The 25,179-nt window shown below is 67.9% G+C and carries 22 protein-coding genes; 8 read left to right on the forward strand and 14 right to left on the reverse strand.

Annotated features, from left to right (window positions below; all coding sequences use genetic code 11):
• Positions 1 to 5 precede the first annotated feature (5 nt).
• The 8 genes from AC5P5R_RS09010 to AC5P5R_RS09045 form a co-directional block, all read right to left on the reverse strand.
• Positions 6 to 695, reverse strand: coding sequence for a DUF4124 domain-containing protein (locus tag AC5P5R_RS09010; protein ID WP_100438927.1), 690 nt, complete (start codon positions 693 to 695; stop codon positions 6 to 8).
• A gap of 43 nt (positions 696 to 738) precedes the next feature.
• A complete protein-coding gene (gene tsaC / locus AC5P5R_RS09015; RefSeq protein ID WP_005411199.1) occupies positions 739 to 1,329 on the reverse strand; it encodes an L-threonylcarbamoyladenylate synthase type 1 TsaC in 591 nt (196 codons plus the stop codon).
• A 129-nt stretch (positions 1,330 to 1,458) separates the two neighbouring features.
• A complete protein-coding gene (locus AC5P5R_RS09020; protein WP_005411198.1) occupies positions 1,459 to 3,951 on the reverse strand; it encodes a DNA topoisomerase I in 2,493 nt (830 codons plus the stop codon).
• 193 nt (positions 3,952 to 4,144) lie between these two features.
• A complete protein-coding gene (locus tag AC5P5R_RS09025) occupies positions 4,145 to 5,077 on the reverse strand; it encodes an RDD family protein (RefSeq protein ID WP_100438926.1) in 933 nt (310 codons plus the stop codon).
• A 49-nt stretch (positions 5,078 to 5,126) separates the two neighbouring features.
• Positions 5,127 to 5,885 carry a pilin gene (locus AC5P5R_RS09030; RefSeq protein ID WP_005414606.1) on the reverse strand — a complete coding sequence of 253 codons (759 nt, stop codon included), beginning with the start codon at positions 5,883 to 5,885 and terminating at the stop codon, positions 5,127 to 5,129.
• A 39-nt stretch (positions 5,886 to 5,924) separates the two neighbouring features.
• Entirely contained in the window at positions 5,925 to 6,398 is a 474-nt protein-coding gene (locus AC5P5R_RS09035; RefSeq protein WP_005411195.1) for a DUF494 family protein, read from the reverse strand.
• Positions 6,399 to 6,441: 43 nt separating this feature from the next.
• Positions 6,442 to 7,569: a DNA-processing protein DprA gene (gene dprA / locus AC5P5R_RS09040; protein WP_100438925.1), complete on the reverse strand. Its 1,128-nt coding sequence runs from the start codon at positions 7,567 to 7,569 to the stop codon at positions 6,442 to 6,444.
• Between the two features lie 166 nt (positions 7,570 to 7,735).
• On the reverse strand, positions 7,736 to 8,869 hold the full coding sequence (locus tag AC5P5R_RS09045) for a LysM peptidoglycan-binding domain-containing protein (protein WP_005414604.1): 1,134 nt from the start codon (positions 8,867 to 8,869) through the stop codon (positions 7,736 to 7,738).
• Between the two features lie 126 nt (positions 8,870 to 8,995).
• Between AC5P5R_RS09045 and def the strand changes: the two genes are divergently transcribed.
• From def to AC5P5R_RS09070, 5 genes are all read left to right on the forward strand, one after another.
• Positions 8,996 to 9,508 carry a peptide deformylase gene (gene def / locus AC5P5R_RS09050; protein ID WP_005411192.1) on the forward strand — a complete coding sequence of 171 codons (513 nt, stop codon included), beginning with the start codon at positions 8,996 to 8,998 and terminating at the stop codon, positions 9,506 to 9,508.
• 120 nt (positions 9,509 to 9,628) lie between these two features.
• On the forward strand, positions 9,629 to 10,552 hold the full coding sequence (gene fmt / locus AC5P5R_RS09055; RefSeq protein WP_043034575.1) for a methionyl-tRNA formyltransferase: 924 nt from the start codon (positions 9,629 to 9,631) through the stop codon (positions 10,550 to 10,552).
• A 3-nt stretch (positions 10,553 to 10,555) separates the two neighbouring features.
• Entirely contained in the window at positions 10,556 to 11,887 is a 1,332-nt protein-coding gene (rsmB, locus tag AC5P5R_RS09060; RefSeq protein WP_005411190.1) for a 16S rRNA (cytosine(967)-C(5))-methyltransferase RsmB, read from the forward strand.
• 23 nt (positions 11,888 to 11,910) lie between these two features.
• The gene (locus AC5P5R_RS09065; RefSeq protein WP_100438924.1) at positions 11,911 to 13,632 is read left to right on the forward strand and encodes an ArnT family glycosyltransferase; all 1,722 of its coding nucleotides are present in this window, start codon (positions 11,911 to 11,913) and stop codon (positions 13,630 to 13,632) included.
• Positions 13,633 to 13,764: 132 nt separating this feature from the next.
• Positions 13,765 to 15,039 carry an O-antigen ligase family protein gene (locus tag AC5P5R_RS09070; RefSeq protein WP_217279025.1) on the forward strand — a complete coding sequence of 425 codons (1,275 nt, stop codon included), beginning with the start codon at positions 13,765 to 13,767 and terminating at the stop codon, positions 15,037 to 15,039.
• Here the strand turns inward: AC5P5R_RS09070 and AC5P5R_RS09075 are convergent.
• Positions 15,012 to 16,133 (reverse strand): glycosyltransferase family 4 protein, encoded by a 1,122-nt coding sequence (locus AC5P5R_RS09075; protein WP_109336978.1) that lies wholly within the window; start codon positions 16,131 to 16,133, stop codon positions 15,012 to 15,014. The two genes, AC5P5R_RS09070 and AC5P5R_RS09075, sit on opposite strands and share 28 nt — an antisense overlap.
• Positions 16,134 to 16,176: 43 nt before the next feature.
• The gene (locus tag AC5P5R_RS09080; protein ID WP_012481364.1) at positions 16,177 to 16,995 is read right to left on the reverse strand and encodes a glycosyltransferase family 2 protein; all 819 of its coding nucleotides are present in this window, start codon (positions 16,993 to 16,995) and stop codon (positions 16,177 to 16,179) included.
• On the opposite strand from AC5P5R_RS09080, the gene AC5P5R_RS09085 reads away from it, so the two are divergent.
• The gene (locus AC5P5R_RS09085; protein ID WP_012481363.1) at positions 16,994 to 18,052 is read left to right on the forward strand and encodes a CDP-glycerol glycerophosphotransferase family protein; all 1,059 of its coding nucleotides are present in this window, start codon (positions 16,994 to 16,996) and stop codon (positions 18,050 to 18,052) included. The genes AC5P5R_RS09080 and AC5P5R_RS09085 overlap by 2 nt on opposite strands.
• 114 nt (positions 18,053 to 18,166) lie before the next feature.
• Here the strand turns inward: AC5P5R_RS09085 and AC5P5R_RS09090 are convergent, their stop codons facing one another.
• The 4 genes from AC5P5R_RS09090 to AC5P5R_RS09105 form a co-directional block, all read right to left on the reverse strand.
• Complete coding sequence (locus AC5P5R_RS09090) at positions 18,167 to 19,705, reverse strand: PH domain-containing protein (protein ID WP_100438922.1); 1,539 nt, start codon at positions 19,703 to 19,705, stop codon at positions 18,167 to 18,169.
• On the reverse strand, positions 19,702 to 20,202 hold the full coding sequence (locus AC5P5R_RS09095) for a PH domain-containing protein (RefSeq protein ID WP_005411183.1): 501 nt from the start codon (positions 20,200 to 20,202) through the stop codon (positions 19,702 to 19,704). The genes AC5P5R_RS09090 and AC5P5R_RS09095 overlap by 4 nt, the downstream gene beginning before the upstream one ends.
• 75 nt (positions 20,203 to 20,277) lie before the next feature.
• On the reverse strand, positions 20,278 to 21,414 hold the full coding sequence (gene ribA, locus AC5P5R_RS09100) for a GTP cyclohydrolase II RibA (protein WP_033834003.1): 1,137 nt from the start codon (positions 21,412 to 21,414) through the stop codon (positions 20,278 to 20,280).
• Positions 21,415 to 21,479: 65 nt separating this feature from the next.
• The gene (locus AC5P5R_RS09105; protein ID WP_059035534.1) at positions 21,480 to 22,400 is read right to left on the reverse strand and encodes a lauroyl acyltransferase; all 921 of its coding nucleotides are present in this window, start codon (positions 22,398 to 22,400) and stop codon (positions 21,480 to 21,482) included.
• Positions 22,401 to 22,461: 61 nt separating this feature from the next.
• Here AC5P5R_RS09105 and dtd point away from each other — a divergent pair, with 61 nt between their 5' ends.
• Both dtd and rpoD read left to right on the forward strand, forming a co-directional pair.
• Positions 22,462 to 22,902 (forward strand): D-aminoacyl-tRNA deacylase, encoded by a 441-nt coding sequence (gene dtd / locus AC5P5R_RS09110; RefSeq protein ID WP_005411180.1) that lies wholly within the window; start codon positions 22,462 to 22,464, stop codon positions 22,900 to 22,902.
• 89 nt (positions 22,903 to 22,991) lie between these two features.
• Entirely contained in the window at positions 22,992 to 24,845 is a 1,854-nt protein-coding gene (rpoD, locus tag AC5P5R_RS09115) for an RNA polymerase sigma factor RpoD (protein ID WP_100438921.1), read from the forward strand.
• Positions 24,846 to 25,179: the final 334 nt, after the last annotated feature.

The following is a 25,179-nucleotide window of genomic DNA, read 5'->3' on the forward strand; positions in this document are numbered from 1 at the left end:
TGCGCTCAACGCTGGCAGTCGCGTGACAGGCGCGCGTCGATGCCACGCTGTTCGTTGTTGATGGCGGTGCGCTCGCTCTGCAATGCGCTGTTGTAGCGACGGTCCAGTTCCCAGCGGCGGTCGCGCAGGCGCGCACAGACCTCCTGTGGCGGCAGCGCGTGGCAGCTGTCGCGCACCAGCACGCTGCCGGCCGGGACCTGCACGCCTACGCCGACGGTGGGCGGCCGGTAACTTGCACCCTCGCCGACGGGCGGACCGATCGGTGTGCCGATGGCCGGGCGTGGACCCGGGTACGATGGGCCCCGATGCCCGTGTGGCAGCCAGACGCTGGTCCACAACGGCACCCAACGCGGATTGCCCTCGTTGCTGTCGCTGGTATAGCGCTGGCCATCGTCGCGCACGCATTCGTACAGCGGCTGGGGCGGCTGGATGTAGACGTGGCGGACCTCGCGGTCACGCATCGCCGGAGATTCGTCCGGCGGTGCGGGGGCCGCATCGCTGCGCACCACCCGCGGCGCTGGATCGCGCGGGCGCTGCAGGTCGCGGACTTCCTGGCGGCCACTGTTGCAGGGCGTGTCCTGCAGGGCCACGGCGCCGTTGCTGGCGACGCAGCGGTAGACCCGCACATCCTCGGCTGCCGGTGCCGTCGATGGCAGCAGCAGGCACAGGCCCAAAGCGGTGCGCAGCAGGTTCATGACGGCAGGGTGCGCGATTGTCAGGGGCAGCGCAATCGGCCGCTCAGGAGCGCAGCACGTTGCCGCTGAGCGCGTCGCGGATCGGGGTGGGCTGGGCCAGGCCGCCGGTTTCGCCATCCAGGATGCCATCAAGCAGGCGCAGCAGGCGTGGATCCAGTTCTTCGCGGCGGCGCGCCGGTGGTTCGCCGGCCAGGTTGGCGCTGGTGGAGACCAGCGGGCCTCCCCAGGCACGGCAGAGTTCGGCCACCAGCGGGTGGGCGCTGATGCGCACGGCGATGCCGCTGTGCTCCCCGGTGACCCACGGCTGGGCACGGGGTCCCGCCGGCAGGATCCAGGTGTTGGCGCCGGGCCAGCTGGCCAGCACCGCGCGCTGGCGTGCGTCCGGCAGGGCCTGCAGGCGCACCCAGCCTTCCAGCTGCGCCAGATCGGCCGCGACCAGAATCATGCCTTTTTCGATAGGGCGCTGTTTCAGTCGCAGCACCATGTGCACCGCCGCCTCGTGCGAAGGGTCACAGCCCAGGCCCCAGACCGCTTCGGTCGGGTAGGCGATCACGCCGCCCGCGCGGAGCGTGGCGACAGCAGAGTCCAGGGTGAGTTCTTTCATGGCGGCGACCGGCCCGGCGTGGGCCTTCATTATCCCCCTGATGCGTGCAGAAGGGGTGGACCCTGGCACCCGGTAGTGCCGGCCGCTGGCCGGCATCTGATGCTTCTGGGGCTGCCGGCCAGCGGCCGGCACTACCCCTCATCCACGTATGGCGTGGAGTTACTTCGCGGCCTTCTTGACGGCCTTCTTCGCCGGGGCCTTCTTCGCGGCGGCCTTCTTTACTGCTTTCTTGGCCGCGGCCTTCTTGGCAGGCGCTTTCTTTGCAGCGGCCTTCTTCGGCGCCGCTTCCTTCTTCACTGCCGCCTTCTTGGCCGGGGCTTTCTTCGCAGCGGCCTTCTTGGCACCGAAGCCCTTGCGCACCGGCTTGCCGGTTTCTTCCATCAACTGCTGCACTTCAGCCAGGGTCAGCGACGCCGGTTCGCGATCCTTGGGGATCTTGCCGTTCATCCTGCCGTCGCTGATGTACGGGCCGAAGCGGCCGTTCAACACCTGGATGTCGCTGCCCTCGAACTCCTTGATGATCCGGTTGCGCGCGATCTCTTCCTTCTCTTCGATCAGGAACACGGCGCGCGCCAGGTCGATGGTGTACGGGTCGTCCTCCTTCTTCAGCGAGGCATAGGTGCTGCCGCGCTTGGCGAACGGGCCGAAGCGGCCGATGCCGACGCTGACCGGCTCGCCGTTGTCCTCGCCCAGTGCGCGCGGCATCAGGAACAGCTCCAGCGCGTCTTCCAGGGAAATGGTGTGCATCGACTGGCCAGGGCGCAGCGAAGCGAACTTCGGCTTCTCCTCGGCATCTTCGGCGGTGCTGCCGATGGCGGCATAGGGCCCGAAACGGCCCAACCGCACGCTGACCGGCTTGCCGGTCTTGGGGTCGGTGCCGAGCTCGCGCGCGCCACTGGCCTCGGCGCGGTCGACCGATTCCTTCTTGTCTTCGACCAGTTCCTTGAACGGTTCCCAGAAGCGCGACATCAGCGGGATCCAGTCTTCTTCGCCACGCGAGACGGCATCGAGCTCGTCTTCAAGCTTGGCGGTGAAGTCGTAATCCACGTACTGGGTGAAGTGGCTGGACAGGAACTTGGACACCGCGCGGCCCACATCGGACGGGCGGAAGCTGCGCCCTTCCATTTCCACGTACTTGCGGAACAACAGGGTCTGGATGATCGAGGCGTAGGTCGAGGGACGGCCGATGCCGTACTCTTCCAGCGCCTTCACCAGCGCCGCTTCGGTGTAGCGCGGTGGCGGCTGGGTGAAATGCTGTTCGGCCTGGATGCGTTCCAGCGGCACGCGGTCGCCGGGCTTCATCGCCGGCAGCTTGCGGCCTTCGTCCTCGTCCTCGGCACTCTTGTTGTCCTTGCCTTCCTCGTACACGGCCAGGAAGCCGGGCACGACCACGGTGGTGCCGCTGGCGCGGAACACGTGTTCGCTGCCGGCCGACAGGTCGACGCTGACCGTGTTGAGCGTGGCCGGAATCATCTGGCAGGCCACTGCACGCTTCCAGATCAGTTCGTACAGGCGGCGCTCGTCGTCGGTGAGGAAGCGGGCGACCTGGGCCGGGGTGCGCAGGGCCGAGGTCGGGCGCACCGCTTCGTGCGCCTCCTGGGCGTTCTTCGACTTGGTCTGGTAGGTGTTGGGCTGGTCGGGCAGCGAGGCGATGCCGTAATCACGGGCGATCACGTCGCGGATCTCGGCCAGCGCATCCTGCGACAGGTTCACCGAGTCGGTACGCATGTACGAGATCAGGCCGACGGTGCCTTCGTCACCAATCGCCACGCCTTCATACAGCTTCTGCGCCACCTGCATGGTCTTGCGGGTGGTGAAGCCGAGCTTGCGCGAGGCTTCCTGCTGCAGGGTGGAGGTGGTGAACGGCGGCGCCGGGCGGCGCTTGCGCTCCTTGCTGGCCACGTCGGTGACGTGCAGCGAGCCCTGCGCGGCCTGCTGGATGCGCATCCGCGCCGCTTCAGCGGTGTCGCCATCGGTGATGGTGAACTGCTCGAACTTCTGCCCGTCCAGCTTGATCAGCTTGGCGTTGAAGTGCTGCGACGGGTGCGCGCACTCGGCGGCGATCGACCAGTACTCGCGGGCGATGAAGGCTTCGATCTCTTCCTCGCGCTCGACGATCATGCGCAGCGCCGGGCTCTGCACGCGGCCGGCGGACAGGCCGCGCTGGACCTTGCGCCACAGCACCGGCGACAGGTTGAACCCGACCAGGTAATCCAGCGCGCGGCGCGCCTGCTGGGCATCGACCAGGTCGCTGGCGATCGCGCGCGGCTGGCTGATGGCTTCCTTGATGGCGCGCGGGGTGATCTCGGTGAACACCACGCGCTGCATCGGCTTGTCCTTGACCAGCCCGCGTTCCTTCAGGATCTCGGCGATATGCCAGCTGATCGCTTCACCCTCGCGATCCGGGTCGGTCGCCAGCAGGATGTCGTCGGCGCCCTTGGCGGCCTTGGCGATCGCATCGACGTGCTTCTCGTTCTTGTCGATCACGTCATAGTGCATGGCGAACCCGTTGTCCGGGTCGACCGCGCCTTCCTTCGGAATCAGGTCACGCACATGCCCATACGAGGCCAGGACGGTGTAGTCCTTGCCGAGGTATTTGTTGATCGTCTTGGCCTTGGCCGGCGATTCGACGATGAGCAGGTGCTTGGGCATGGCAGCAGGGTCTGTGGGGCGAACCGTGGGGAAGGGGCCGCTAGGGTGGAGCAAATGGCCGCATTAGTGAAGCGGCCACGCGCAAATCCATAAACTGAACGCCCGGTAATGTGCCGGGCGTTCAGGTTTCACCTTATTAGAGGAATCACGCCCGGCCAGCCCGTGTCAAGCAGCCAGCCGTGAGGATGGCCGTTCAGGAGGCCATCTTGGCGATGAAGCCGACCGCGAACACCAGCAGCGCCAGGCCCACCAGCGACAGTACTGCGGTCAACACCAGTACCAGCACGGTGACGGTGCCCAGCTCGCGGCGCTGCAGGTGGGGCTGGTCGGTGTAGGCCCAGCGGTCGACCACCAGAGTGTCGCAGATCATGTCGTGCAGGCCCTGCTTGCGCTCGGTGAAGGCCGCCATCAGGAAGCCGATGCCGAGGGTGAAGCTGCTCAGCAGCATGGCCCAGTAACGACCGAACGCGCGGGCCTTGGTCAGGCGCTCGCCGTTGCCGCGGACGACCTTGATGCCGACCGCCATCTTGCCCAGCGTGGCGCCGCCCTTCGAGGCATGGAACCAGGTGTAGTACGCCATGCCGATGCAGAGGTTGATCAGGGCGCTGGCCAGCTGGGCCACGATCTCAATGGCCGATTCGCCACTGCCCACCGCGCCCATGCTGGCGCCCAGGATCGCACCGAGGATGGCCCCGATGATGCTGCCGGGGATGACCAGCACGAAGTAGTCGATCATGTAGGCCGCCACGCGCTTCCAGAAGCCTGCGTAGACCACTTCACCGCCCACCACAGGTTGTGCGTGGCCACCGCTGCCGACGGCGGCTGGAGCGCTGTATGGCGAGCTGCTGAGCGCGCCGGTGCCGGGCAGCGGTGCGGTACCGCTGTCGATGGCGGCATAGTCGCTGCGCAGGTCGAACCCGCCGCTGCTGGTGGCAGTGGTGGCATCGGCCAGCGTCTGCAGGCCGAGCTCGTCGACCACCTGGCGCAGTGCAGCCCACTGGGTCATGCCCTCGCGCCAGACCAGGGTGTCCAGGTTCAACTGGCCGCGCTGGAAGCGCTGGCGGATCTCCTGGACCGGCAGCGGGCCCTGGCGTTGCTGTCCTTCGGCGTAGTACCACTCAGTCATTGCATGTTCCCTGTTGAATCATCCTTGGAGGTGCTGGCGTGCGCGTGGCTCAGCCGCGGCACGTCGGCGGCAGGTACTTGTCGTTGCTTTCGCCACTGCATTCCCACCGGCCGCTGTCGCGATCGTATTCCAGCCACAGCAGGTCGCCGTCGATGCCCTTGCCTGGTACCGCCAGCGTTGCTTCGATGCCGCAGTGACCGTTGTTGAAGCGGCCGATGTTCACCGCCGACAGGCCCGCGTTGGCGAAGTCGCCCGGGGCCGGGAAGCCGGCGTCATTGGCACCCGGGCAGCGCCCTTCGTCATCGGCGAAATGCTGCACCTGGTCCTTCAGCGGCTGCAGCGCGGCCACGGCGCCGGCGACTTTGCTGCGCACGGTGTAGTCGTTGTAGGCCGGCAGCGCGATGGCGGCCAGGATGGCCACGATCGGGACCAGTACCAGCAACAGGGCACCACCGATGATGGCGGTCAGCGCACAGCCGGACAGCTTCTTTTTCGGTGCCGGCAGGACGGTGGCCGATGCACTGGCGGCGTAGGGCGTGGACGCCGGCAGTACCGGCGGCTGCGGCGGAGGCGGTGCGACGGGTTCCGGTTCCGGTTCGGGTTCGACCGGCGGTACGGCGGCGTCCAGCGCCGGCACGATCAGGCCGAGTTCGTCCACGACGGTGCGCAACGGCTGCCATTGCGGCAGTCCGTCGCGCCACACCAAGGTGTCCAGGGTGATCTGGTTGTTGCGGAACAGCTCGACCAATTGTTCCGCCGGCAGCGGACCTTGCTGCCGGTTGCCTTCTGCATGGAACCACTCGCTCACGGGGACGCTCCTGAATGCGCTATGCCCCCAAGTGTACGGTCAGTGCAGGGGTTCTGGCTCGTCCATGAACATCTGCGTCTCCATCCAGGCATAGGCCGCTTCGGAGCCAGGCTGGTTGAACAGCACCATCAGTACGACCCATTTCAGGTCGTCCAGGTCCAGTTCGTCCTGGTCCAGAGCCATCGCCCGGTCCAGCACCAGTTCGCGCTGGTCGGCGTCGAGGATGCCGTGCTGTTCCAGGTACAGCAGGAAGCCGCGGCATTCCACGTCCAGCTTGTCCAGCTCGGGGCCGTGGTAGACGCGCACGGGGCCGTCGACCCGTGCCTGGGCCACGCTCGGCCGCTGCGCGGCCAGGGCGTCGAGCCAGTCGAACGCCTTGTTGATCTCGGTTGGGCTGAAACCGGCCTGGATCAGGCCGTTCTGGAGCGAATCGCGGTCACGGATCAGGTCCGCGTCTTCGCTGAAATAGTGTTCAAACAGGTACAGCAGTACGTCCAGGATGCTCTCTTTCATTGCCCCTCGGCCTGCGTCGCGCGACGCTGTGGAGGTGAAGAAACTAGGGAGTTCGACAGTAGCGGCCGTGTACGCACACCACGATTCCCGCCAGTTCCATGGCCAGCAGCATGGAGGACACCTGGGGCGCCGTCAATCCACAGCGTGTGATCAGTGAATCCATACTGCTTGGGTCGTGGTCCAGGGCCCGCCACAAGCACTGGTAGTCAGGGTCGTCGGCCCAGCGCGCCGGCAGGAGCGCCGGCGGTGCCTGTTCAGTGGGGGTGCCCAGCCGTGATTGCAAGCCCGGCAGCTGCTGGCGAAGGGCGGGGGCCAGCAGTTCCAGCACTTCCTCGGGGCGCTCGACCAGTGCGGCCCCTTCACGGATCAGCCGGTGGCAGCCCGCTGCGCGTGGGTTGAGTACCGAGCCGGGCAGGGCACAGACTTCACGGCCCGCCTCGGCAGCCAGCCGTGCGGTGATCAGGGCGCCGGAGCGTTGCGCGGCCTCGACCACCACCGTCGCCAGCGCCAGCCCGGCCACCAGGCGGTTGCGCGCGGGGAAGTGGCCCGGGCGTGCCGGTGTGCCGGGCAGGTACTCGCTGAGCACCGCGCCCTCGGCGGCGATCCGCCCCTGCAACCGTTGGTGGCTGGCCGGATAGGCCCGATCAGGGCCGGTTCCGATCACCGCCACGGTGCAGCCGCCTGCCTCCAGTGTGGCCAGGTGGGCGGCCGCGTCGATGCCGGCCGCCAGGCCACTGGTTACGGCCAGTCCGGCCTCGACGAAGCAGCCGGCAAAGCGCGCGGCCAGCGCGCGTCCTCCCGGGGTTGGCGAGCGGCTGCCGACCAGCGCCACCGAGGGGCGCCAGGCCAGGCTCGGATCGCCCGCCACGAACAGCGCCAGTGGCGGGTTCGGGACGTCCAGCAGGGGCGGCGGAAAGGCCGCATCGGCAAAGGACAGCAGATGGTGGTCGTCGTCTTCCAGCCAGTGCCGCGCCACGGTCCAGGCGCGGGCGTCGGGGCGTTCCAGTGCAGCGCACTGCTCTGGCGTGCAACCGTGCGCGCGCCAGGTCGCGGCGCCCTGCGCGATCGCGGTCTCCGCGCTGCCCGCGGCCTGCAGCAGGGTCCGCCGTGGCGCCAGCGCGCCGCCTGCCATCACCAGGCGCAGCAGCGCCTCATCAGCTTGCTTGGTCATTCCCCCACTATCGAGCGCATGCAACAAAGGCGCCCTAGGGCGCCTTCGCATGTGGCTGTCAGGTTTTGCCGGAGACCGCCCCTGTAGAGTCGACTGTCAGTCGACTACCGCGCGCAGCGCGGGCGCTTTCGGGGGGCGGTGAAGAGCAGTCGACCAACAGTCGACTCTACCGCGCGTCCGGGTGCAGCGCGTTGTACCCCACGCGCACCGGCTTCACGCCCTGCATCACCAGCGCGTAGCTGACATTGTCGAAGGTGCGGAACACCATGGCATGCGCCGCGTACTCGTCCGGCAGCGAGACCCGGCCGGCGCCGGTGCTGAGCGAATCGTCCGTGCGCGACGAGTTCGGGTACTTCATGCGGTGCGCCACATGGCGGCCCGGGCGCCACAGCGAGAACACGGTTCCATTGTCCACGCCCTGCGTGCGACCAGCCGAGATCGCGATCACGTCGCGGGGGCCGCCGGCGGTGAACATGTCGGTGACGGCCAGCACGCGTACGTCGACGCCCTCGACGCCTGCGGCGGGGACATGGGGCACGAACTGCAGGTCGTACGGCCTGGCCTCGATCGGCACCAGGCGGTCGCCGGCACGCACCTCGCGGCCGCCTTCGTTCTTGTCCAGTACCAGGGTGGACGCCTCGACCTTGCCTCCGGCGACATGGGTGATGGTGCCGGTGGCGACCTGGGCCAGCTCATAGCCGAGCACGCCGCGGCGGTGGTTGGGTGCGCTGTAGGCGCGCCACAGGTTGCCGCTGCCCGGGGTGACGTCGCCGTTGGCGGTCAGGTCCTCGGTCGGCTTGGGCTGGGCGTAGCGCACGGTCGGGCGGACAACCGCCCAGCGCTGGCCCACCTGGGCGTCGGCCAGGCGCACATAGACGGCGTGGCCGCTGGTGGCGCGCAGGCGTTCCTCTTCCAGGCCGGCCACGTAGGGCAGCTGCTCGATGCTGTCGACCACGCTCAGCTGCTTCAGGAACGGCTCGACCTGGGCCAGCGGAATGGCGTCGATCGGGGCCTCCTGGCGCGGGCCGGGCCGGGCCGCCACGGTCACCCGGTCCAGGTAGGCCAGGCTCAGGACGTCACCGGGATAGATCAGGTGCGGATTGGCGATCTGCGGATTGGCCTGCCAGATCTCCGGCCACAGCCACGGCTTCTGCAGGAAACGTGCGGCGATATCCCACAACGTATCCCCTTTTCGGACCACATAGGTGTCCGGGTGCCCGCCATTCACTTCCACGGCGGTAGCATAGGCAGCCACGGTCAGCATCGCCGCGGCGACGACCGTACGAAAACGAAGCAACATAGGTGTGAAGCCCTGATTCCCCAACAGGTCCGCGCACTATAGTCCAGAAACCGGGGCGCAAGGCAAGCGTTGGAGCTAGAATCTGCGACGTATGCCGGCGTGCCGGCCCCCTATCCGGAAACAGCCATGGCCCTTCTCCCCATTCTCGAGTTCCCCGATCCGCGCCTGCGTACCAAGGCCGCGTTGATCGAAGCTGCCGAAGTCACCACGCCGGCCTTCCAGGAACTGATCGACAACATGTTCCTGACCATGTACGACGCCCCGGGCATCGGCCTGGCCGCCACCCAGGTGGACGTGCACAAGCGCTTCATGGTCATCGACGTCAGCGAAGAAAAGAATGAACCGCATGTGTTCATCAATCCGGAAATCGTCGCCAAGGACGGGGGCCGGGTGTACCAGGAGGGCTGCCTGTCGGTTCCGGGCATCTTCGCCGACGTGACCCGTGCCGACACCATCACCGTGAAGTACCTGGACCGCAACGGCCAGGAACAGCAGATGGAGGCTGGTGACGTGCTGGCCACCTGCATCCAGCACGAGATGGATCACCTGGACGGCAAGCTGTTCATCGACTATCTGTCGCCGCTCAAGCGCGAGATGGTGCGCAAGAAGCTGGCCAAGCAGCGCAAGCACGTGGCGTGATCGCCAATCCGGGCCACCCTTCGGGTGGCCCGTGCCTGCGCGGCTCGCGCGGGCTCTACGGCGCCGGCCGACGGCGCCGTTTTCTTTCCTGCACGAATCCATCCTGCAAGTGGGGTAGCCATGAGGATTGTCTTTGCCGGTACGCCGGAATTCGCGGTGTCGTCGCTGCGCGCGGCTGCGCGCCACCATGAGGTCGTGGCCGTCTATACCCAGCCTGATCGCCCGGCCGGCCGAGGCCGTGGCCTGGCGCCTTCGCCGGTCAAGCTCGAAGCCGTGGCCCGTGGCATTCCGGTCTACCAGCCGGAGTCGCTGAAGGACGCGGCCGCCCAGCAGCAGTTGCGCGACCTGCAGCCGGACCTGATGGTGGTGGTGGCCTATGGCCTGATCCTGCCCAAGGCAGTACTGGCCATCCCGACCCATGGTTGCTGGAACGTGCATGCCTCGCTGCTGCCGCGCTGGCGCGGCGCTGCGCCGATCCAGCGTGCGATCCAGGCTGGTGACGCGAAGACCGGGGTGTGCCTGATGCAGATGGAGGCTGGCCTGGATACCGGCCCGGTGCTGCTGCACCAGGAGCTGCCGATCGCCGCCACCGATACCGGCGGCCAGCTGCACGACAAGCTGGCCGAGCTTGGTGCCCAGGTGTTGTCCGATGGCCTGGGCCTGCTGCGCGCGGGCATCAAGCCGATCGCGCGACCGCAGCCGGAACAGGGCGTGACGTACGCGCACAAGCTGGACAAGGCCGAAGCCAGGCTGGACTGGGCGCAGGACGCCGACGCGCTGGCGCGTACCGTGCGCGCGTTCAATCCGTGGCCGATCGCCGAGGCAACGCTGGCTGGCGAACGCGTGCGCATCCATGGCGCGGTGGCACTGGAGGCAGGCCACGGCCAGGCGCCGGGCACCGTGCTGGCCGCCGGCCGCGACGGCATCGACATTGCCTGTGGCCAGGGCGCGCTGCGCCTGCGCGTGCTGCAGCGTGAAGGCGGCAAGGCGATCACCGCTGCCGATTACCTCAACGCTCGCCGCGACCTGCGCGTGGGGGCATAAGCGGTGTCCAAGCAGAACGATTTCTCCGTCGCCAAGGCGGCACCGGGCGCGGCCACGCGCATGCTGGCCGCACGCGTGCTGGCACAGGTGTTCACCCGTGGCCGTTCGCTGAAGGCCGAACTGGCCTGGGCGCTGCCGAAGCTGGCCGACAGCCGCGACCGCGCGCTGCTGGAAGCCCTGTGTTTCGCTGTGCTGCGCCGTCGCAGCACCTATGACGCTGCCTTGCAGGCCTGGATGCAGAAGCCGCTGTCGGCGCGCGATGCCGACCTGCGCACGCTGCTGATGGTCGGTTTCGCCCAGCTGGACGTGCTCGAACTGCCTGCGCACGCAGCGCTTTCGGCTACGGTCGATGCGGCGCGCGCGCTGGGCCGTGAGCGCCAGGCAGGCCTGGTCAACGCGATCCTGCGCCGCGCCCAGCGCGAGGGGTTCCCCGAACAGCCTGCGCGCGACGCCTTCCCGGAATGGTTGGCTGATGCGATCGAGCGCGACTGGCCGGCGCAGGCCGAAGCGATCTTCAGCGCCAGCCTGCAACCCGCGCCCTTGTGGCTGCGTGCCAACCGCCAGCACGGCGGTCGCGACAAGGCCCTGGCGACGCTGGCCGAGGCCGGCATTGCCGCTGAAGCCACTGCACTGTGCGCCGATGCGTTGCGCCTGGCGACCTCCGTTGCCGTGAACCAGCTGCCGGGCTTCGGCGATGGTGCACTGTCGGTGCAGGACCTGTCGGCGCAATGCGCGGCCGATGCGTTGGCACCCGCGACCGGTGCCCGCGTGCTGGATGCCTGCGCGGCACCGGGCGGCAAATCGGCGCATCTGCTGGAGCGTGACCCGAGCCTGCGCCTGCTGGCGCTGGATATCGACGCGCGCCGTCTGGCCCGGGCACGTGACACTTACACCCGCACCGGTGTGGGCGAGCATGCGCAGACCCTGGTCGCCGATGCCAGCGATCCCGGTTCGTGGTGGGACGGCGTGCCGTTCGACGCGATCCTGCTGGATGCGCCATGTTCGGCCACGGGCGTGATCCGCCGCCAGCCGGATGTGATGTTCCACCGTCGCGCCGAGGACGTCGATGCACTGGTGGGCGTGCAGGCGCGCCTGCTGGAAGCCTGCTGGTCGATGCTGCGCCCGGGCGGCGTGCTGCTGTACGCCACCTGTTCGATCCTGCGCGCCGAGAACATCGATCAGGTGCGTGCGTTCCTGAAGTGGCATCCGGACGCGGTGGCGCAGCCGCTGGGCGATGCGTTCGGCGTGGATTGCGAAGGCGTGGCACGCCAGCGACTGCCTGGTGACAACGATGCTGACGGTTTCTTCTACGCGCGTCTGATAAAAGCAGCCTGACCCCCGCTGCCGTTTCGAGTCCCATGCTGAAGACCCACGCGTCGCGCCAGACGTGGTTGTTCGTGGTGGTGGCCCTGCTGGTGCTGGGGGCCGGGCTCGGTCTCCGCGATCCGTGGCCCTCTGACGAACCACGCTTCGCGCTGGTGGCCAGGCAGATGGTCGACAGCGGTTACTGGTTGTTCCCGCATCGCGGTACCGAGCTGTATTCGGACAAGCCGCCGATGCTGATGTGGTGGCAGGCCTCGCTGTATGGCCTGGTTGGCCACTGGCGCGTGGCCTTCCTGCTGCCCTCGCTGCTGGCCGCATTGGGCACGCTGTGGTGCGTGGTCGATCTGGGGCGCCGGCTGTGGACGCGGCAGGTCGGGCTCTGCGCGGGGTGGGCACTGCTGTTCGCGCTGCAGTTCACCTTCCAGGCGAAGAAGGCGCAGATCGATCCGCTGCTGGTGCTGTTCATCACCCTGGCCAACTATGGCCTGCTGCGCCACCTGCTGCTGGGCCCGGCCTGGCGCTGGTGGTGGCTGGGCTGGTTCTTTGCCGGTATCGGGGTGATCACCAAGGGCGTGGGCATGCTGGCGCTGCTGATGATCGTGCCGGCGGCCATCGCTGCAGCCCTGCAGTGGCCCCGTGTTTCCCTGCACGCGCGCGATGGCCGCTTCTGGCTGGCACCGCTGGCCTTCCTGCTGGCGGTATCGCTGTGGCTGGCGCCGATGCTGCTGGCCGCGCTGGGCACCGGGTCGGACGAGTACCGCGCCTACATCAACGACATCCTGGTGCGGCAGACGGCCCGCCGCTACACGCAGTCCTGGGACCATCACCAGCCGTGGTGGTACTTTTTCGGCGTGATGCCGTCGATGTGGATCCCGGCGTTCCTGGTGCTGCCATGGGCGATTCCCGCATGGCGCAGGCGCCTGCGCCGACGTGACCCTCGCTACCTGCTGCCGCTGGCCTGGTGGTTGCTGGTCGTGCTGTTCTTCTCGATTCCCCAGGGCAAGCGCGATGTCTACATCCTGCCGGCGCTGCCGATGTTCTGCCTGGCGCTGGCGCCGCTGCTGCCCGGGCTGCTGAAGCGGCGCGATGTGCAGCGCGTGCTGGGAGGGTTTGCCGCGTTGCTGGCACTGGGATTGAGCCTGGTCGGGGCGCTCGCGTTGCTGGGTGATCCGCGCTTCGAGGTGAACCTTGCCCATGGACGCGGATTGCCGCCGGGCGCGACCGATGCATTGGCGTGGACGATCCTGGCGATGGGGCTCTGGGGTGGCTTGAGCCTGGTGGTGACCGGCTGGCGTCGAAGCCACCTGGCGCTGCTATCGACCCTGGCCGTGGCCTGGTTGCTTTACGGCCTGTTCGGCTACCCGTTGCTGAATGATTCAAGCTCTGCGCGTGGTCTGATGCGTGACGTCGGCGCGCGTCTCGGGCCCGGCGCGGAACTGGGGCTGGTGGCCTGGAAGGAACAGAATCTGCTGATGGCGGACCGCCGCGCGGCGACCTTTGGATTCGAGAACCGCTGGCATGAACAGCTGCAGGCGGCCGTGCGCTGGCAGCGCTTGTCCCCCCGGCATCGCTGGTTGCTGGTGAATGACGATGCCATGCAGGAGTGCATTGATCGTTCGCAGGCGCAGATGGCCGGCATATCCAACCGCCGTCGCTGGTGGCTGGTTCCCGCCGGGGCGGTGTCCGGGGCCTGCGTGCCTGACCTGAAGGAGCTCGAGCGCGAGTACCGGCTGCAGGGGCCACCGGATGCGGACTGAACGAATGAGCGACGGACATGGCCAGTCTGCGTCAACCAGCGGCCTGCTCTGTCCTAGAATGAGGGCCGCTCCCGGCACCGTGCCGGTCTATCGCCATCGACCTGCCGACCGCACCACGTGACTCCGCTTTCCTTGCCTACTTCCCGCACGACGGGCTTCCTGGCCGGCGCCTACGCCGTGGTGCTGGGGGCGTTGCCGACGCTGCTGATGATCACCATGGAGGGCGGCAGCGCGGGGTTCTACCTGGCGATCCTGCTGTCGATCGTCCTGCTGCTGGTGCCCTCGGCCGCTCCGCGCCTGCTGCCCGGTTCCGCCCGGCGCTATGCGTGGATGGGCATCGGCATGGGCGTGATGCTGGTCGGCGTGCTGATCAGCCTGGGCGTGCATGGCATCTGGAAGGGATCGGAGGTCGAAAAGGCCGCACGCCTGTTGTCGATGCTGCTGATCCTGTTCGCCGCGCTGCGGGTGCCGCGCAGGATCCTTGCGCGGGCGATGCTTGGCACCCTGCCCGCGGTGTGGTCGGCAGCAGCCATCATTGGCTGGTTGGCGCTGGAGACCGGCGTGCGGCCTGCCACCCAGCAGTTCAATGCGGTGACCTACGGCGACCTGACCCTGTTGTTCGGTGTGCTGAGCCTGATGTCGCTGGGCCTGCCGGTGACCCGTTTCACCCGCATCGAAGCCACGCTGAAGCTGCTGACCGGCATCCTTGGCCTGGTCGCATTCCTGTGGACGCAGACCCGCGGTGGCCTGCTGGCGATTCCCTGCTTCCTGCTGATCGGCCTGCTGGTGATGGGGCGCCGGCTTGGCCGGATGAAGATCCTGCTGGGCCTGGTACTCGCGGCCGGCGTCGGCATCGTCGCCACCCATGATGGTGCGTTGCGCGATCGCATCGATGCGGGCGTGAGCGAGTATGGCGATTGCAGTGCCGACCACCTGACAGATACCTCGGTCTGCATCCGCCTTCAGTTGTGGACCGCGGCTGGCTACATGATCCGCGAGCAGCCGGTGTTCGGTGTCGGTGGCGGCGACCGCTTCCGCCAGGAACTGGAACGACTTGCCGGACAGGGAAAGGTGTCGGCGATGGTCGCGCGTGATTTCGGCGAGACCCACAACGACCTGCTGTATTTCCTGGCCACCTACGGCGTGCTGGGGGGACTTGGCCTGGTGCTGGTGTACGTGGCCCCGGCGCTGGTGTTCGTGCCACGCCTGTGGCGTGGCGACGAACGGTCGCGGTTGCATGCCGCGGCAGGGTTGAGCATCTGCGTGGCATTCGCCGTCTTCGGGGTTACCGAAATGATGCTGCGTGACATGCGGACCGCCTCGTTCTATGCCGCCTGGGTTGCCCTGCTGCTGGCCCTGTCCGAGCCGCGCCGGTCAGATCAGGCTGAGGCCAGCACCGCTTCGTAGCTGGCCAGGGTCGCCCCGGCGAAGGTCTGCAGGCCGAACTCACGCTCTGCATGGCGGCGGGCGGCCATGCCCATCGCCGGCAGCGCCTGGCGTTGTTCATACATCGCCTGCACCTGTGCGGCGATGGCGGCCACGTTGCGGGTGGGCACGACCCAGCCGTCGACTCCCTGCTCGATGTTTTCCGGCAGCCCCGCGTAGTCGCTGACCAGCATCGGCCTGGCGCTGGCCATCATTTCGCGGCAGGCGAAGGAAATTGTCTCGATGTCGTTGGACAGCACGAAGCCGACATCGCCGGCGGCGATCAGTGGGCGCGTATCGGCCAGCAGTCCGGTGAAGTGGACCTGCGCGGCGACATCGCCGAGGGCCTGCACCTGCGCGCGTTGCTGCGCGTTGGGCAGGTGACCTGCGACCGCCATGTGTACGTGCGGCCGGATCGCGTCGGGGAGCAGGGCAATGGCCTGCGCAAGGTCGATCCAGCCCTTGTAGTCATCGGTGCCGGCGTTGCTGACCAGCAGCAGCGCATCCGGATCCTGCGTCCATTGCTGCCGCATTGCCTGGCCGGCGTCGACCGGCAGCGGCGCGAAGCGGTCCAGGTCGACGCCGTTGCGGACCACATCGATCGGGCAGCGCCGGTACGGGCCCTGCTCCAGCAGGCGCCCGGTGTGTGCCGAAACCGCAATCACGCGGTCGGTGGCCCAGCGGGCCCTGAAGGCATTGCCAAGCGTACGGGTGGGCTTGCTGTTGTGCTTGGTCAGGATGATCGGCGGGCGGCGCATGCCGAGCAGTCCCTGCATCACGAAGCGGTGATCACGAGCACCGTTGACGTGAACCAGGTCGATGCCCTCGTCCCGCACCAGCCGGCGCAGCGCATGCTGTTCGGCCAGTTGTCGTGGCAAGGTCGGCAGGCCGCTGCCAAAGGCCATCGGCAGCGGGGTGGCGATTCCTTCCTCGGCCACCGTGCGCAGCAGGCGGCTGTCGGCGGGGGCTGCGACATGGACCGTGTGCTGGCCATGCAGGGCGCGCGCCAGGGACACGATGTACGTGGTGTGGCCGCCACCGTCGCCATAGTGGAAGTTGGTGTACAGGATTTTCATGGGGGATCTTCAGGCAACGCGCGGCAAGTGTGACACAGCCGGCTCAGGGCCGTTCCTCAGGGGCTGGAGGATCGGCCACCGCCTGGCCGTTGCCCAGCATCCACAGCATGATGGTCTTCTGCCGTACGTAGTTGGCACGCACATAGGCATAGACCAGGCCGTGCCATCCGTCGCGGAAGCCGCCGCGGAACAGGAAGCCACGCCAGAACCGCCAGGCCGGCGCCAGCACCAGCTTGCCCAGCGTGGCGCGCTTGCCACGCGCGAACTCGTGCTCGGCCATCATCCGCGCATACTTCTCGGTCTTGGCCAGCTGCTGCTGCAACGATCGATAGGGATAGTGGATGAGATCGCCGCGCAGGGTGCCGACGCTGCCGTCGACGCTGGCCGCCTCGTGGATCTCGCGCTTGCCGCGCCAGCCGCCCTGGCGGCGGTCGAACAGGCGCATCACCCGGTCCGGGTAGGCATTGCCGTGGCGCAGGAACCTGCCAAAGTACTCAGACAGGCGGGCGAAGCGGTAGCCGGCGTGGCCGGCGAAGCCGCCGTCACGGGCCTGTTCGATGGCCGCACGCAGCTCGGGGCTGATGCGCTCGTCGGCATCCAGGCACAGTACCCAGTCGTGGCTGGCCTGCTCGACGCAGAACGCCTTCTGGCTGCGGAAGCCCTCGAACCGACGCTGCAGCACGCGGGCACCGGCAGCCTCGGCGATGGCCACGGTCGCATCGGTGGACTGCGAGTCCACCACCACGATCTCATCGCAGAAGGCCAGCGAGGCCAGGCAGTCGCCGATGCGCCCGGCCTCGTTGAACGCGATAATGCACGCCGAGATGCGAGGCCGTTCGATGGGAGCGGTCGTGGAGGACATGATGGCCGGGTACCTGTTGTTTGCGACGGAGCGCTATGCGCTGCCTATTCTCGCCCCGTTGGCGCAGGCGTTGCACGCGTCCGGGCAGGAGGTTGCGGCCTGGTTCGAAGGCGGCGCGGCCGGCAGCAGCCTGCCGGGGGTGGCCAACGTCGGCCTGAAGCAGGCCCTGGCAATGCGCCCGCGGGCGGTGTTCAGCGCGGCCAACTGGGTGCCGACCTTCCTTTCGGGGGCCAAGGTGCAGCTGTTCCATGGCTTCAACGTGGAAAAGCGCGACAGCGCGCGCGGCCACTTCCGGGTGCGCGGCATGTTCGACCTGTACTGCACGCAGGGGCCGGCCACCACGACACCGTTCCGCGAGATCGCGGCCCAGCAGGGCCACTTCGCGGTGGCCGAGACCGGCTGGCCTAAGCTGGACCCGTTGTTCCGCGATGACGGTGGCGAGAGCGCCGCACTGCGCGCGCCGGCCGGCGATCGCCCGGTGATCCTGTTTGGTTCCACCTTCACCGAGCGGCTGAGTGCGGCACCGCACCTGCATGCGCAGATCGCCGCCGATATCGCTGCCGGTGGACGTTACTGGCTGCTGACCCTGCATCCCAAATGTCCGCCGGAACTGTTCGAGCGCTACCGCGCGCTGGCCGGTGCCAATGCCCGCTTCATCGAGCCGGAGCAGGTGATGGCCGCGCAGCGCGCCGCCGATGTGCTGGTGTCGGACACCTCGTCGATCGTTTCGGAGTTCATCGTCCAGCACAAGCCGGTGGTGACCTTCCGCAACCGCGTGCCGAAGCCGCACATGATTGATTTCGACGACCCGGCACAGCTGCCGGCGATGCTGCAGCGCGCGCTGCATCCGGACGCCGCGCTGCAGGCGGAAATCGTGCGTTACGCCGATGCCATCCATCCGTACCGCGACGGCCTGTCCAGCGAGCGGGTAATCGCGGCCACCGAGGATTTCCTGTCCGGTGAAATGGGTGCGCTGCGCCGCAAGCCTCTCGGCAGCTGGGTGCGCGATCTGCAGATCCGAAGGGACCTGGGCTATTGGGGCCCCTCGCAGCGATGATGCCTCGCTGACCCTGCTCGCGGTAGTGCCGGCCGCTGGCCGGCAAACCGGGGGATGTGCAGTTGCCGGCCAGCGGCCGGCACGACCTGATTCAGGCCGGGATCAGACCCCGCATCACCAGCGCAGTTTGCGCCGCGCCAGCGCGGCCGCCAGTTGATCCATCGCCTGCTGTGCCTGTGCCTGCGGCAGATGGTGCAGGGTGAGTGCCACGTCGCCATGCGCACCGGCGGTATCAAGTTGCAGGCTGCTGGTGCCCAGCACCTTGTCCAGCGGTGAACGCTGCAGGCGCAGGCCCTGCACCTTGTCCAGCTCGGCCCAGCGCCACCAGCGTTTCCACCAGCCGCCGCGCACGGCCACATAGTGCTCGTCCAGATACCAGCCCATGCGTGCCATCTGCCGGTGTGCGACCAACAACGCGACCGGCAGCCAGGCCAGCACGACCAGGCCCCACGGACCCCAGCGCCAGTACGCGGCGGCGGCCAGCAGCGGCACCAGCAGCAGCGCGCCCAGGCACAGCCGCCACCAGCCACGCTGCGGGATGGACTGCCATTGCGCCGGTGGCCAGTGCAGCTGGGGGAGCAGGTGCTGCACCAGTTGCGTGCAATGCTCGCGGGTTGCCAGCGGCGCCAGTTCGCGCAGGGCGCGGTCCTCATCACGCGAAGGGCCACCGGCGGCACTGTCGATGCGCAGCTGGCGCAGCCCGAACCAGCGCTGCAGGGTGCCTTCGCGCAGCGTCCAGGCCTGGATGCGGCGACGTGCCACGCTGCTGCGGGTGCGGCTGAGCATCCCGGCCGACACCGTCAGGCGGCGGTCCTGCTCGACGAGGGTGAAGCCGTGGTAACGCAACAGGGTCAGCACCACTGACAGCACGCGCAGCGCCAGCCAGCCCAGCAGCAGGGCCGCCGCCGCTAGCAGCAACGCGCCGGTCACGCCGGGATGCAGGTGGCTGGCATAGCCGAAGGCCTCGCGGCCGCCGCGCTGGATGGCATCGTCCATCACCGGCCGCGGCACTGTCTGGAACAGGACGCCGAACGCGGCGACTGCCAGTGCCCAGCCGCGGTTGGAGAGCAGTCCCATGCGCACCACGTCCCAGCTGGACAGTCGCAGCAGTACGCGTTCGCTGTCGACGTCGGCAACGGGCGGCGCATCGACGGCGTCGTTGGCCTGCGGCGCCTGCCCGCGCTGGCGGACCAGCCGTTCCAGCGCCAGTGCCTGGTCCAGCTTCAGCACCCGCATCTCCGCTTCAGGGCGCACACCGCCGGCCGATTCCAGGCGCAGCTCGGCCACGCCGAACAGGCGGTGCAGCGGGTTCTGTCGCACTTCCACGTTGTGGATGCGGGCGAACGGGATCTCGCGGCGGTTGCGCGCCAACAGGCCACTGCGCACGGTGATCGCATCGCTGCCGATGCGGTAGCGGTAGCTGAGGTACTGCAGCACCGACACCAGGACCAGGGCGGCAATTGCCGTCAGCGGAATCAGCTGCGCCCACATCGGATCGCGGTCGCCGCGCTGGCCGAACACCAGCAGCGCGACCAGTGGCAGGAAGTAGTGGCGCAGCTGCATCAGCAGCACGAACAGCCACGACCACGGGTGCAGGCGGTGGTCCTCGGTACCGGCGGGCGGCGGTGCAGGCAGGGGCGGCGGCAGGCTCACAGGGCGTCGGCGTCCTGGTCGAGCTGGTGGGACAGGGTGTCGCGCAGGCGCTCGGCATCCGCCTCGTCCAGGCCGCTCACGGTCACCGCGCTCATGCGGGTGCCGGCGGTGTGCACGATCAGCGTGGCCAGGCCGGCACGGCGCTCCAGCGGGCCCCGGCGCAGATCGAGATGCTGCACTCGCGAAAGCGGGATGCGCGTCTCCAGCTGCCACATGAGGTCGCGGCGCAGGCCCAGACCCTGTGCGTCCAGCCGCCAACGGGTGCGGACCAGGCGTCGACGGCCCAGCCACGCACCAAAAGCCACACCCATCAGCAGCCCGGCTGCAGCGGTCCACAGGCCACCGGGCAGATCGAAGAACCACGCCGCCGCCGCCAGTGGCAGGCCCGGGACGAACAGGCCGCCAAAGGCACCTTCCAGTGCGGCCAGGCGGGCTGCGCGCTGCGGCAGTGACTGCCAGTCGGTGGCGGGTGGTGCAGGAATCGTGGCGTCGGTCACGCGGGCTCCGTCAGGCAGCAGGGCGGGCGGTAGCGGCCGTGGCCGCACCGCGCAGACGGTAGCAGGTCGGCTGCGTTACTGGGCAGCCTGGATCAGCGCATCGACATCCAGCAGGTGGCCGGCACGGTCGGCCTTGGTGCGCAGGTAGTTCTCGTTCTCGGCAGTGATCTCGCCGGTGACCGGAATGCAGTCCAGCACTTCGATACCGGCATTGCGCAGGCGCTGTGCCTTGGTCGGGTTGTTGCTGAGCAGCGCCACGCGCGAAATGCCCAGGCCACGCAGCATCGCCACCGCGCTGCCGTAGCGCCGCTCGTCGGCACCGAAGCCCAGCTGCGCATCGGCGTCGATGGTATCCAGGCCGTCGTGCTGGTAGCCATAGGCGCGCATCTTGGCGGCGATGCCGGTGCCGCGGCCTTCTTGGTCCAGGTACAGCAGCACGCCACCGCCCAGGTCCTTCAGCTTGCGCAGGCCACGCCGCAGCTGGTCGCCGCAGTCGCACTTGAGTGAACCGAACAGATCGCCGGTCAGGCACGAAGAATGCACGCGTACCGGCACCACTGCCGACAGGTCCGGCTCGCCGACGATGATCGCGACCTGGTCGCGCTGCGCCACGCCGCCGCGGAAGACTGCAAAGGTGGTCATGCCGACGTCGCGCAGCGGAACCGGCGAACGCGCCACCAGTTCGTAGTCGTGGGCCGCATGTGCTGCGCCTTCGGCCAGGTCGCACAGGGCCACCTCGGCCGCACCGTCGAAAGTGTGGTCATCGACGTCCAGGCGCACCGCGACCATCGCTGGCAGCAGCAGACCCAGGCGGGCAAGCTCCACCGCGCCGGCATCGAAGGCGTCGCCGGCGCTCCAGCTTTCGGGCATCGGCCCGGGTTCGCGCAGGTAGCCCAGCGAGGGCAGGGCCTCGAAGGCCACGCCGCTCAGCGGCAGGCGCGCGCCCTGTGGTGCCTCCACGCCGAGCACGCGGGCGCGGGTGGCGGTCAGGAACAGGTAATGGCGCTCGCGGGCGGCAGCGGCGAAGGCGGCGAAGCTGCTGGTCGTGGCGCTGTCCAGCGCGATCACCGCCAGGCGCTGGCCCTGGCCATCGTGGAGCAGCACCGGGCGACCGGCGCGCAGTTCGGCCACCGCGCGTTCGCAGCGGATCGCGGCCGGATCGCCGAACAGGGAAGAAGCAGCAGGCATGGCAGGACCGGGGGAGGCGGACATCGCAGTCTCTATGGGGGCGCCGGCGTCGTATTCAACGTGGTGCGGCCAGTGGTCGCAGGCGGCCGTCAGTGGGGGTGTTCCTCAGTTGCGTACGGGTCTTCCTCGCTACTGCCCGGTGGCCGCAGCGTATAGCGCTTGTAGGTCCACTGGTACTGCGCCGGGTCGCGGCGGGCGATGCGTTCGATGCCGGCGTTGAGGGCGGTGGCCGCCACCAGCGGGTCCGGATCGGCCACGGCCGGGTCGGTCGGCTCGATGTGCAGCGCGAACTCCATGTCCGGCCCGATGCGTTCGCACCAGCCATAGAGCACGGTGGCACCCGTGCGTTCGGCCAGCCGGTTGACCAGGGTCATGGTCAGCGCCTGCACGCCGAAGAACGGCACGAACACGCCGTCGCCGGCCTTGGGCTGCTGGTCGGGCAGGATGCCGGTGGCGCCGCCGTCCTTGAGCACCTTGAACAGCTGGCGCACGGCCGGGCCTTCGGCGCGCACCTGCTGTACGTTCTGGCCGCCGCGCACCAGCTGCAGGAAGGCATCGCTGGCCTCGTCCTCCGGCGGCTTGTAGACGATGGCGATCTGCCCGCGCGAGGCCAGCCACTGGTTCAGCAGCTCCCAGTTGCCGAAGTGTGGCGCGGCCACGATCACGCCCTTGCCGCTGGCCAGGGCGGCGTCGTACAGGGCCTCGCCATGGCGCTGCTTCAGGTGCCGGCGCAGGTTGTCGGCCGGCGCCTGGCTCCACAGCCGCAGGGTTTCGATGGCCTGCAGCGCGGTGGAGCGCAGCAGATCACGGTGCAGGCGGTCGCGCGCGGCGCCATCCAGCTCCGGGTAGGCCAGTTCCAGGTTGCGCCGGGTGACGCGGCTCTCACGGGCATTGAGGGCGATCCACGCCCACGCCAGGGCGCGCGCGAACGCCCGCAGCAGCGGCCAGGGCAGGCGGGCGAACAGGGTGGTGGCGCGGTAGACCAGCCGGGCTTTGCGTTGCGGATTCATCGGCGCCAGTTTAGCCAAGGGCGCTGCTATCGTGGCCGGCCCTGTTCATTGGAAGCCCACGATGCTCGTCCTGATCCAGCGTGTCAGCCAGGCCGCCGTCCATGTCGACGATGAGGCCGTGGGGCAGATCGGCCCTGGCCTGTTGGCCCTGGTCGGCATGGAGCCGGGCGATACCGAGGCCCAGTTGCGGCGGATGGCCGAGCGCCTGCTGGGCTACCGGGTATTCGCCGACGAGGCCGGGAAGATGAACCGCTCGCTGCGCGATACCGGCGGCGGCCTGCTGCTGGTCAGCCAGTTCACCCTGGCCGCCGACACCCGTTCGGGCATGCGGCCGAGCTTCACCACGGCCGCGCCGCCGGAAGAGGCTGAACGCGGGTTCAACCGTTTTGTTGAGATCTGTCGTGAAAATCACGCGCCAGGGGTGGAAACGGGCCGATTTGGTGCCCATATGGTCGTCAGCCTGGTCAATGACGGTCCCGTGACCTTCCTTCTCCGGCCCTGAGCCTGCGGGACCACCGCCCGGCAGGCAGGGCCCCGGGCTGGTATAATGCTACGTTCCCTATTTCTCCCTGCCGGTGGCGCGAGCACTACATGGCCAACGAACGTCCTGCCCAATCCGAAATCAAGCAACTGATCAGCAAGGGCCTGGAACAGGGCTACCTGACCTACGCCGAAGTCAATGACCATCTGCCGGACGACATGGTCGACCCGGAACAGATCGAAGACATCATCGGCATGATCAACGGCATGGGCATCGATGTCCATGAAGTTGCGCCGGATGTGGAAACCCTGCTTCTCAACGATGGCAACACCGGCAACCGCGAAGTCGATGACACCGCGGCTGAAGAAGCTGCCGCCGCGCTGAGCGCGCTCGACACCGAAGGTGGCCGTACCACCGACCCGGTGCGCATGTACATGCGCGAAATGGGCACCGTCGAGCTGCTGACCCGCGAAGGCGAAATCGCCATCGCCAAGCGCATCGAGGAAGGCCTTTCGCAGGTCCAGGCGGCCCTGGGCCAGTTCCCGGTTTCGGTCGAGTCGCTGCTGAACGACTACGAAGCCCACAAGGAAGGCAAGAAGCGCCTGGCCGAAGTGATCGTCGGCTTCAACGACCTGGTCGACGAAGAGCCGGCGCCGCCGGCGGTCGCTGCCGATGACAGCGGCGATGCGGACGCCGAAGGCGACGAGGACGAGGACGACGATGTCGACGGTGGCGATGAAGAAGCCGCACCGACCGGTCCGGATCCGGAGGAAGTCGCCGCGCGCATGCAGGCGCTGAGCGATGCCTTCAACGCCTTCAAGAAGGCCGCGACCAAGGGCGACAAGAAGAACCTGCCGCGCCTGCGCGAAGAAATGTCGGCGGTGTTCGTCACCCTGAAGCTGCCGCTGCCGCTGACCGACGTGCTGACCAAGCAGCTGCGCGACACCATGGCATCGATCAAGGCCCATGAGCGCCGCGTGCTGAACCTGGCTACCGTTACCGCCCGCATGCCGCGCAAGGACTTCATCCGTTCCTGGGAAGGCAACCAGACCAACCTGGAGTGGGTGGAAGACGCACTGAAGCGCAAGCAGAAGTGGTCCTCGGCGCTGCGCGAAGTGAAGGACCAGATCATTGCCGAACAGCAGGCGACGATCGACATCGAGACGCTGACCCAGCTGGACCTGGAAGAGCTGAAGGAAATCAGCCGTGCCATGGCCTACGGTGAAGCCAAGGCGCGCAAGGCCAAGAAGGAAATGGTCGAGGCCAACCTGCGCCTGGTCATCTCCATCGCCAAGAAGTACACCAACCGTGGCCTGCAGTTCCTCGACCTGATCCAGGAAGGCAACATCGGCCTGATGAAGGCCGTGGACAAGTTCGAGTACCGCCGCGGTTACAAGTTCTCGACCTACGCCACCTGGTGGATCCGCCAGGCGATCACCCGCTCGATCGCCGACCAGGCACGCACCATCCGGATTCCGGTGCACATGATCGAGACGATCAACAAGTTGAACCGCATTTCCCGCCAGATGCTTCAGCAGTACGGCCGCGAGGCCACGCCGGAGGAGCTGGCCAAGGAAATGGACATGCCGGAAGACAAGATCCGCAAGGTGATGAAGATCGCCAAGGAGCCGATCTCGATGGAAACCCCGATCGGCGACGACGAGGATTCCCATCTGGGCGACTTCATCGAGGACACCAACGTGGAGTCCCCGATCGAGAACACCACCAACATCAATCTGTCTGAAACCGTGCGCGACGTGCTGGCCGGCCTCACCCCGAGGGAAGCCAAGGTGCTGCGCATGCGCTTCGGCATCGACATGAACACCGACCACACGCTGGAAGAGGTTGGCAAGCAGTTCGACGTGACCCGCGAGCGCATCCGCCAGATCGAAGCGAAGGCCCTGCGCAAGCTGCGTCACCCGAGCCGCTCGGAGCAGCTGCGCAGCTTCCTGGATATCGATTGATTTCCAGCGGCTGTTGAAGCGTTGAGAGGAACCCCGCCTGGTGCGGGGTTTTTCTTTTTGGGGTGTGTGTGCTTTCCGTAGAGTCGAGCCAGCTGCTGTTTGCGATGACGTATCCAGCAGGTCTTCTCAACGGCTACGCGTTTGCGCCGCTATTGGATTGGGAAGATGTGATGCGCGACGAGCGCGAGGATTCACTGGGATTCGCCCGAAGAGCGACGCTGGCGTTGCTGACGCAGTCTGGTGCTGGATTTTGCTGGCTTCGGCGGCGGACAACCAGAAGGGGCTGGAAGAGACCAGGAGGACTGTGGCGCTGTTCCACGCGCACCTGCGGCGG

Source organism: Stenotrophomonas sp. YJH_SMC_19, from assembly GCF_059367915.1.

Bases quoted from the DNA above. Each gene is read 5' to 3' on its own strand.
- AC5P5R_RS09010 (WP_100438927.1), bottom strand. From the start codon at position 695: ATGAACCTGCTGCGCACCGCTTTGGGCCTGTGCCTGCTGCTGCCATCG.
- tsaC (WP_005411199.1), bottom strand. From the start codon at position 1,329: ATGAAGGCCCACGCCGGGCCGGTCGCCGCCATGAAAGAACTCACCCTG.
- AC5P5R_RS09020 (WP_005411198.1), bottom strand. From the start codon at position 3,951: ATGCCCAAGCACCTGCTCATCGTCGAATCGCCGGCCAAGGCCAAGACG.
- AC5P5R_RS09025 (WP_100438926.1), bottom strand. From the start codon at position 5,077: ATGACTGAGTGGTACTACGCCGAAGGACAGCAACGCCAGGGCCCGCTG.
- AC5P5R_RS09035 (WP_005411195.1), bottom strand. From the start codon at position 6,398: ATGAAAGAGAGCATCCTGGACGTACTGCTGTACCTGTTTGAACACTAT.
- dprA (WP_100438925.1), bottom strand. From the start codon at position 7,569: ATGACCAAGCAAGCTGATGAGGCGCTGCTGCGCCTGGTGATGGCAGGC.
- AC5P5R_RS09045 (WP_005414604.1), bottom strand. From the start codon at position 8,869: ATGTTGCTTCGTTTTCGTACGGTCGTCGCCGCGGCGATGCTGACCGTG.
- def (WP_005411192.1), top strand. From the start codon at position 8,996: ATGGCCCTTCTCCCCATTCTCGAGTTCCCCGATCCGCGCCTGCGTACC.
- fmt (WP_043034575.1), top strand. From the start codon at position 9,629: ATGAGGATTGTCTTTGCCGGTACGCCGGAATTCGCGGTGTCGTCGCTG.
- AC5P5R_RS09065 (WP_100438924.1), top strand. From the start codon at position 11,911: ATGCTGAAGACCCACGCGTCGCGCCAGACGTGGTTGTTCGTGGTGGTG.
- AC5P5R_RS09075 (WP_109336978.1), bottom strand. From the start codon at position 16,133: ATGAAAATCCTGTACACCAACTTCCACTATGGCGACGGTGGCGGCCAC.
- AC5P5R_RS09085 (WP_012481363.1), top strand. From the start codon at position 16,994: ATGATGGCCGGGTACCTGTTGTTTGCGACGGAGCGCTATGCGCTGCCT.
- AC5P5R_RS09080 (WP_012481364.1), bottom strand. From the start codon at position 16,995: ATGTCCTCCACGACCGCTCCCATCGAACGGCCTCGCATCTCGGCGTGC.
- ribA (WP_033834003.1), bottom strand. From the start codon at position 21,414: ATGTCCGCCTCCCCCGGTCCTGCCATGCCTGCTGCTTCTTCCCTGTTC.
- AC5P5R_RS09105 (WP_059035534.1), bottom strand. From the start codon at position 22,400: ATGAATCCGCAACGCAAAGCCCGGCTGGTCTACCGCGCCACCACCCTG.
- dtd (WP_005411180.1), top strand. From the start codon at position 22,462: ATGCTCGTCCTGATCCAGCGTGTCAGCCAGGCCGCCGTCCATGTCGAC.
- rpoD (WP_100438921.1), top strand. From the start codon at position 22,992: ATGGCCAACGAACGTCCTGCCCAATCCGAAATCAAGCAACTGATCAGC.